Origin of the sequence: Lysinibacillus agricola, assembly GCF_016638705.1 — a bacterium.
Taxonomy (GTDB): Bacteria; Bacillota; Bacilli; order Bacillales_A; family Planococcaceae; genus Lysinibacillus; species Lysinibacillus agricola.
The window spans coordinates 5,278,360-5,285,903 of sequence record NZ_CP067341.1 but is presented as its reverse complement, the minus strand read 5'-3'; the positions used below and the strand labels follow the sequence as shown (position 1 = coordinate 5,285,903).

Below are 7,544 nucleotides of genomic sequence, written 5' to 3'. Positions count from 1 at the left end.
GCTGCTAATCTCCTTTACAGTTCAATACAATTACAGCATTAAAAATAGCGCATTTATAGAAACGGTAAATACGTTCATTTTACAACTCGTCCACAAACTCACAAGTTGTGGATAAAAGTTAACCAAAGGCTGTGATAAAAATTATCCACAGCATATCAACAGTTGTGGATAAAATAAAAGTTCATTTCAGTTTTCAACAAAGTGAAGCACAGTTATCGTATCAGAAAAACAAAGCTATTTCAATAGTTTGTGAAACTTATCCACATACCTTTCATTTATGCACTTTGTAGTTGTCCACAAGCTCTGTGTATGTGAAAAAGCTGTAGATAAATGTTGTGGATAAAAAATAATGCAAAAAATACTATACACAACTTTGTGTAAAAAAAACAAGTACTCTGTGGATAATTAATTAATATAAGTAAAAGAGGATCCATACTAAAATCTATTCTTTATTAAAAAAAGAAGGTTGGTATGAAAGCATATGGAACGGAGGGAGGCGACTTTGCGGAAAGAGTTCTCTCAGAGTGAAATGTGCAGTCAAGTACATATTGGTGAAGAGCCGTAGAAGATATTCATAGATTCTCTTGAAGGAAGAAAGAAATTTATGAAATTCATTGACAAAATAGCTAGTTACTTTATATAATGTTCAGGTCTGTATGTTGAAAAATTCAACTTTCATTCAGGAGGTGTCTATATAAATGAAACGTACTTACCAACCAAAAAAACGTAAGCACAGCAAAGTTCACGGTTTCCGCGCACGTATGAGCACGAAAAACGGTCGCAAAGTTCTTGCTGCTCGTCGTCGTAAAGGAAGAAAAGTATTATCAGCATAAAATAAGTCCACTGAGCCACATCAGTGGTCTTTTTTTTCTTTATTTTTGGGAAACCTAGAAATGAGGATCAAAGGATAATTATCTAGTAGCAGGTGAAAGTAATGAAAAAACGCCAACGAGTGAAAAAAAACGATGATTTTCAAAAGGTGTTTAAAAAGGGTAAATCTTTCGCTAATCGTCAGTTTGTCGTTTATTTTTTAGAAAAAGAGGGACAAACGGAATTTCGAGTAGGTTTATCAGTTAGTAAAAAGCTTGGGAATGCGGTAACACGCAACCAGATCAAACGCTATATTCGACAAAGTATTCATGAATTAAAAGATGAGCTTAAGCCGAATATGGACTATGTTATTATCGCCAGACAACCGGCGGCCACTATGGATTTTCATGAAGTGAAACAAAGTTTGCAGCATGTACTACGAATCGCAAAAGTATTGAAGAAAACGTAATATGGATGGCAACCAAAGTGGTGAAATAGCACCTTTATAGATGAATACGGATGTTAATCCTTTTTGCTGGGTGTCCAAACGCCTACTGAATGAGGAAAAAGCCTTCGGACGAAGCATTTCTGCACGAAAGTGAAGTTATTGAAAATACGTATAGGGGTATTTTGAAATTTAGTTTCGCTGTAATATATGAAAAATTAGTAACATTACTTAGCAAATATGTGTACATTGTTAGAATATTTAGTAGAGTGAAACGTTATATGCATGATAAAATAACTGATAACTTTATTCAGTAGCAGGAAACTGTAAATGTATAAAGAAGAAGAACGCATATAGTTTTAGAAAAAGTGAATAGTATTTGTAGGGGGAAGAAGGTTGAAGAAACAACTTTGGGTAATTTTGTCGCTAGCTTCAGTAGTATTACTACTATCTGGTTGTACAGAATTCAAAGAACCAATCTCCAAAGAAAGCACAGGCTTCTGGAATGAATTCATTGTTTGGCCTTTAGTATCAGCGATTAAATACTTTGCTGATATGCTCGGTTCATATGCATGGGGGATCATTATTGTAACGATTATCATTCGTTTAGCAATACTTCCATTGATGATTAAACAAACAAAGAGCTCTAAAAAAATGCAAGAAATTCAGCCGAAATTGAAGGAATTGCAAAAGAAGTATGCTTCTAAGGATGCACAGACACAGCAACAGTATCAAAAAGAGATGATGCAGCTTATGAGTGAGTCTGGTGTCAATCCACTTGCTGGATGTTTACCTGTATTCATTCAAATGCCAATTTTAATGGGTTTCTACCATGCGATTAGTCGTATGAATGCTACACCTGCTTACGATTTAGGGAATTTCTTTATTTTCCCGTTAGCAGAACCTGCACCGGCATTAGCAATTATTGCTGGTTTAATTCAATTTATCGTTTTACGTACGGGCCCAGCGATGGATAACCCTCAAATGAAAATAATGATGTACATTATGCCATTTATGATTATTGCTTTCGGTATGGCATTACCAGCAGCATTACCACTATACTGGGTAATCGGTAACATAATTTCGATTGCTCAAAACCTGTTTATTTATAAACCTTGGAAAAAAGATAAAACACAACCTGCTCAAAATGGAGGGGCTCAAAAGTGAAACAACTTACGCAAATAGGCGCAACAACACAAGAAGCGATCTCATTGGCGTTACAGAAACTTGGCAAAACCCGTGAACAAGTAGATGTTGAAGTTTTACAAGAAGGTAAAAAAGGATTTTTAGGTTTTGGGGCACGATCTGCAGAAGTTCGTGTAACAGTAAAGGAAGTACAGGTTCGACCAACGATTGAGGAAGAAAAAGCTGAACAGCGAAATACGACTCAATTTGTCGAATCAACAGTATTAGATGATGTTGAAACAATAAGTTCACAAGTTTCTGAACAACAAAGTGATATCGAAGCTGTTCAACAAGTCGTAGAGGAACAAAAAGAGGAAGAAGAAACCTCAGTAAACCCAATTGAAGATGCAAAGACTTATTTAGTCAATATTGCTGAACAATTGGATATTCATGATCTTGAAATTGAAACGACACGTGAAGGAAAATATGTATTATTTCAACTGAAAAGTGAGAAAGCTGCACTGCTTATAGGGAAACGTGGTCAAACATTAAATTCCTTGCAGCAATTAACACACCTTGTGTTAAATAAAAGTGCCAAGCAGTTCTTAATGGTGAAATTAGACGTAGAAAACTATCGTGAGCGTCGCCAAGAAGCTTTGGAGTTACTGGCAGATCGTATGGCGGATAAAGCACTTCGTTTAAATCAGCGAGTGACATTTGAACCCATGCAGTCGTACGAAAGAAAAGTTATTCATAATCAATTGGCAAACCGCCTTGATATTGAAACATACTCAGAAGGAACGGAGCCTAATCGTTATTTAGTCATTGAGCCTGTAAAGAACGGCTAAACTTCGTAAAGAACATACAGACAAACACCTAAAGTCATTTTATCGTCATGATAGAATGGCTTTTTTTTTATGTTGTTGAAAAACTATTATGTCAGTGAAATTAAGGTGTTCTATTAAAGAAAGTATGGCTCTTCGGCAAAGCGAGGGGTTGATTTCCGTTCCGACTGGGCGCTTTCCTGGGGGCGTCCGATGAGCCGCTTCACTCGCGTTGCTCGCTCCAGGGTCTCATCTGTGACGCTAATCCCCAAGGAGTCGCCCAGCCTCCACTCCAATCAACCACTTTACATTTGCATATATCTTCTGGCATGACACTAATATATTAAAATGAAACTTCAGCAATGTTTTATCTATGCGAAAGCAAAGCGACAGTAATAACAGATGTACAATCACTTCACTGCAATAAGTCTATTTTGTTTGATTATGGTGAATAGCCATAGTGTTCACTCATGAATTGAATAAAATTTATAAAAATTCTATGCTATCGTTGAGACAGGCGAGACCCTGCACGGAGCGAAAGCAGAGGAAGCGGCTCGCCGCTCGCCTACAGGAAAGCGAGTAGCCTGGAACGGAAATCACCCTCATTTAAAGCGCCACAACATTTACAAAGATTCCATCGACCATTTTGATTTTTTATCTGTTAAATCAACTAACTATAAGATTTTTAATTTTTAATTGTGGACAACAGAGGGGATAGTTTTCGTTTAGGTTAAAGATTTAATGTTCTAGCATTCGCAATTCTTGTCGAAATACGTGCTATAATGTAAAGCTTTCTGATTATCCACAATTGGAAATGATCCTTACTTTAGATTTTGCAGAAAATATGTTAGTCTAAGGTGTTAGTAAGTATTGGTCGGTTTTGTTTATCCACATGTGGATAACGTTAAGGAGGTCATTAAATGGAGTTCGATACAATTGCTGCGATATCCACACCTATGGGTGAAGGAGCTATTGCTATTGTTCGTTTAAGTGGGGACGAAGCAGTCGCGATTGCAGATAAAATATTCAGATCGCCTGGTGGTAAAAGTTTAACAACGAAGGCTTCACATACAATTCATTATGGACATTTGGTCGATCCAAAGACAAATGAGGTTGTAGAGGAAGTAATGCTGTCATTAATGCGCGGACCTAAAACATTCACTCGTGAGGATGTAATAGAAATTAACTGTCACGGGGGACTAGTTTCGGTGAACCGTGTATTAAAGCTAGCATTAACAAATGGAGCAAGACTCGCAGAGCCAGGTGAATTTACAAAACGCGCATTCTTAAATGGACGTATCGATTTATCACAGGCTGAAGCAGTCATGGATTTAATAAGAGCAAAAACTGATAGAGCGATGAATGTTGCGTTGGGACAAATGGATGGCAAATTATCGCGTTTAATTGGTGACTTACGCCAAGCATTACTAGAGACATTAGCGCAAGTAGAGGTTAATATAGATTATCCGGAGTATGATGATGTAGAAGAGATGACGGTACCAATATTAGTAGAAAAATGTACATGGGTACGAAATGAAATTATTAAACTTTTGCAAACATCTTCTCAGGGGAAAATATTACGAGAGGGTCTATCAACTGTTATTTTAGGCCGCCCAAACGTTGGGAAATCTTCTCTTTTAAATAGTTTAGTACAGGAGAATAAGGCTATTGTGACAGATATAGCGGGTACAACTCGTGATATTATAGAAGAGTACGTGAATATACGTGGTGTTCCGCTTCGTTTAGTCGATACGGCTGGTATTCGAGAGACAGAGGATATCGTTGAACGAATTGGTGTTGAACGTTCACGTGAAGCGTTACGTGGCGCAGATTTAATTTTATTTGTTTTAAACTACGCAGAAGAATTGACTGCTGAGGATGAGCGTCTATTCGAAACAATTGAGGCGATGGATTACATCGTTATTGTCAATAAAACAGATCTTCCGCAAAAAATTGATGTAGCACGCGTCAAAGAGCTAGCAGGCAAACATCGCGTTGTGACAACTTCTCTTTTACAAGAAGAGGGTATCACAGAGCTAGAGGAAGCGATTGCCGCGTTATTCTTTGAAGGGCAAATTGAAGCGGGCGATTTAACATATGTTTCAAATGCAAGACATATTGCATTACTTCATCAAGCACAGGCAACGGTCGAGGATGCATTAGCTGCAGCACAAGCTGGTGTGCCTGTTGATATGGTGCAAATAGATGTAACAAGAACATGGGAAATACTTGGTGAAATTATCGGTGACACAGTACAGGAAAGCCTAATCAATCAGTTATTTTCACAGTTCTGCTTAGGAAAATAATTTTACTAAAGAAAGGAAGATACGAGCTATGCCAACAAAATATGAGGCAGGCACGTTTGATGTTATCGTAATTGGCGCAGGTCATGCAGGTTCTGAAGCTGCACACGCCGCTGCCAAAATGGGTGCTAACACACTGATGTTAACAATCAATTTAGATATGATTGCATTTATGCCATGCAATCCATCCATTGGTGGTCCTGCCAAAGGAATCGTAGTACGAGAACTTGACGCATTAGGTGGCGTCATGGGGAAAGTTATAGATAAAACGCATATTCAAATGCGTATGTTAAATACAGGGAAAGGTCCTGCTGTACGTGCATTACGTGCACAAGCGGACAAAGTTCTATACCAACAAGAAATGAAACGCATGTTGGAGGAAACTGAAAACTTAACAATTCAGCAAGGAATGGTGGAAGAGCTAATAATTGAAGACGGGGAAGTAAAAGGTGTTATTACACAAATTGGTGCTATATACCGCGCTAAAACAGTTGTTATCACAACAGGTACATTCCTTCGCGGTGAAATCATTATTGGTGACGTAAAATATTCAAGTGGGCCTAATAACCAACAACCGTCCATTCGTTTAGCTGATAACTTAAAAGAGCTTGGTTTTGACCTTGTGCGTTTTAAAACAGGTACTCCACCACGAGTGAATAACCGTACAATTGATTATGATAAAACAGAGATTCAACCAGGAGATGATGTTCCACATGCATTCAGCTTTGAAACAACTGAATTCATCATGGATCAACTTCCTTGCTGGTTAACTTATACAAGCCCAGAAACACATGAAATTATCGAGGCTAACCTACATCTTTCACCGATGTACTCAGGGATGATTAAAGGAACGGGTCCTCGTTATTGCCCTTCTATTGAAGACAAAGTTGTGCGATTTAACGATAAACCGCGCCACCAAATTTTCTTAGAGCCAGAAGGTCGCAATACACGTGAAGTATATGTACAAGGTTTATCTACTAGCTTACCAGAGCATGTACAAACACGTTTATTAAAATCAATTCCAGGTTTAGAAAATGCAGAAATGATGCGTGCTGGCTACGCTATTGAGTATGATGCAATCGTGCCAACACAATTATGGCCAACTTTAGAAACAAAACGTATTAAAGGCTTATATACAGCTGGCCAAATTAACGGAACATCAGGTTATGAGGAAGCAGCTGCCCAAGGCTTAATGGCTGGGATGAATGCTGCTGCTAATGTACTTGGTAAAGAAGAATTGATCTTAAGTCGTTCAGATGCCTATATTGGCGTATTAATTGATGATCTAGTAACAAAAGGAACAAATGAGCCGTATCGTTTACTAACATCTCGTGCAGAATATCGTTTACTACTTCGTCATGATAACGCAGATTTACGTTTATTAAAGCTAGGTTATAATATGGGTATGATTTCTGATGAAAGATATACAAGATTTAATGAGAAAAAAGAGCTGATTGATAACGAAATTGGACGTCTTCGTGAAGTTATTATTAAACCAAATGAAGCAACACAAGCTGCTATTCGCTCTGTAGGTGGTAGTGAGCTAAAAGATGGTATTCGTGGAGCAGATTTATTAAAACGTCCAGAAATGCATTATGATTTAATTTCTTCGTTAATTCCAGCAGACATAGAGTTTGTGGATGAAGTGAAGGAACAAGTTGAAATTCAGCTTAAATATGAAGGTTATATTGAAAAAGCATTGCAACAAGTTGAAAAGCTTCATAAAATGGAGAATAAAAAAATCCCTGAAAATATTGATTATGACGCTATTTCAGGTCTAGCAACAGAAGCGCGACAAAAATTAAAACAAGTTACACCACTTTCTATTGCTCAAGCATCACGAATCTCTGGTGTAAACCCAGCAGATATTTCAATATTACTCGTTTATATTGAGCAGGGTAAAATCGCACGTGTCAGCGGTGAATAATTAAGTAAGAGCAGTAAAGTGAATAAGAGGCGGGCATACCATTGTGCCCGCTTCCTATTTTTAAGGCTATCCTATTTTTACGTAGTTGATTTGGGGAATGTGAGCGGATA

6 protein-coding genes are annotated in these 7,544 nt (G+C 37.7%); all 6 read left to right on the top strand.

The genetic code is table 11. The features are described 5' to 3' along the window. Positions 1-698: 698 nt before the first annotated feature. The 6 genes from rpmH to mnmG all read left to right on the top strand — a co-directional run bounded on the left by rpmH (position 699) and on the right by mnmG (position 7,434). On the top strand, positions 699-833 hold the full coding sequence (gene rpmH / locus FJQ98_RS26500) for a 50S ribosomal protein L34 (protein WP_004233310.1): 135 nt from the start codon (positions 699-701) through the stop codon (positions 831-833). A 101-nt stretch (positions 834-934) separates the two neighbouring features. After that, entirely contained in the window at positions 935-1,279 is a 345-nt protein-coding gene (gene rnpA, locus FJQ98_RS26495; protein WP_053595894.1) for a ribonuclease P protein component, read from the top strand. A gap of 372 nt (positions 1,280-1,651) precedes the next feature. Beyond that, on the top strand, positions 1,652-2,422 hold the full coding sequence (gene yidC, locus FJQ98_RS26490) for a membrane protein insertase YidC (RefSeq protein ID WP_053595896.1): 771 nt from the start codon (positions 1,652-1,654) through the stop codon (positions 2,420-2,422). After that, positions 2,419-3,228, top strand: a complete 810-nt coding sequence (gene jag / locus FJQ98_RS26485) for an RNA-binding cell elongation regulator Jag/EloR (RefSeq protein ID WP_053595897.1) — start codon at positions 2,419-2,421, stop codon at positions 3,226-3,228. The genes yidC and jag overlap by 4 nt, the downstream gene beginning before the upstream one ends. Positions 3,229-4,124: 896 nt before the next feature. Further along, positions 4,125-5,510, top strand: coding sequence for a tRNA uridine-5-carboxymethylaminomethyl(34) synthesis GTPase MnmE (mnmE, locus tag FJQ98_RS26480; protein ID WP_053595898.1), 1,386 nt, complete (start codon positions 4,125-4,127; stop codon positions 5,508-5,510). Positions 5,511-5,538: 28 nt separating this feature from the next. Then, the gene (gene mnmG, locus FJQ98_RS26475) at positions 5,539-7,434 is read left to right on the top strand and encodes a tRNA uridine-5-carboxymethylaminomethyl(34) synthesis enzyme MnmG (protein ID WP_053595899.1); all 1,896 of its coding nucleotides are present in this window, start codon (positions 5,539-5,541) and stop codon (positions 7,432-7,434) included. The last annotated feature ends 110 nt before the right edge of the window (positions 7,435-7,544 follow it).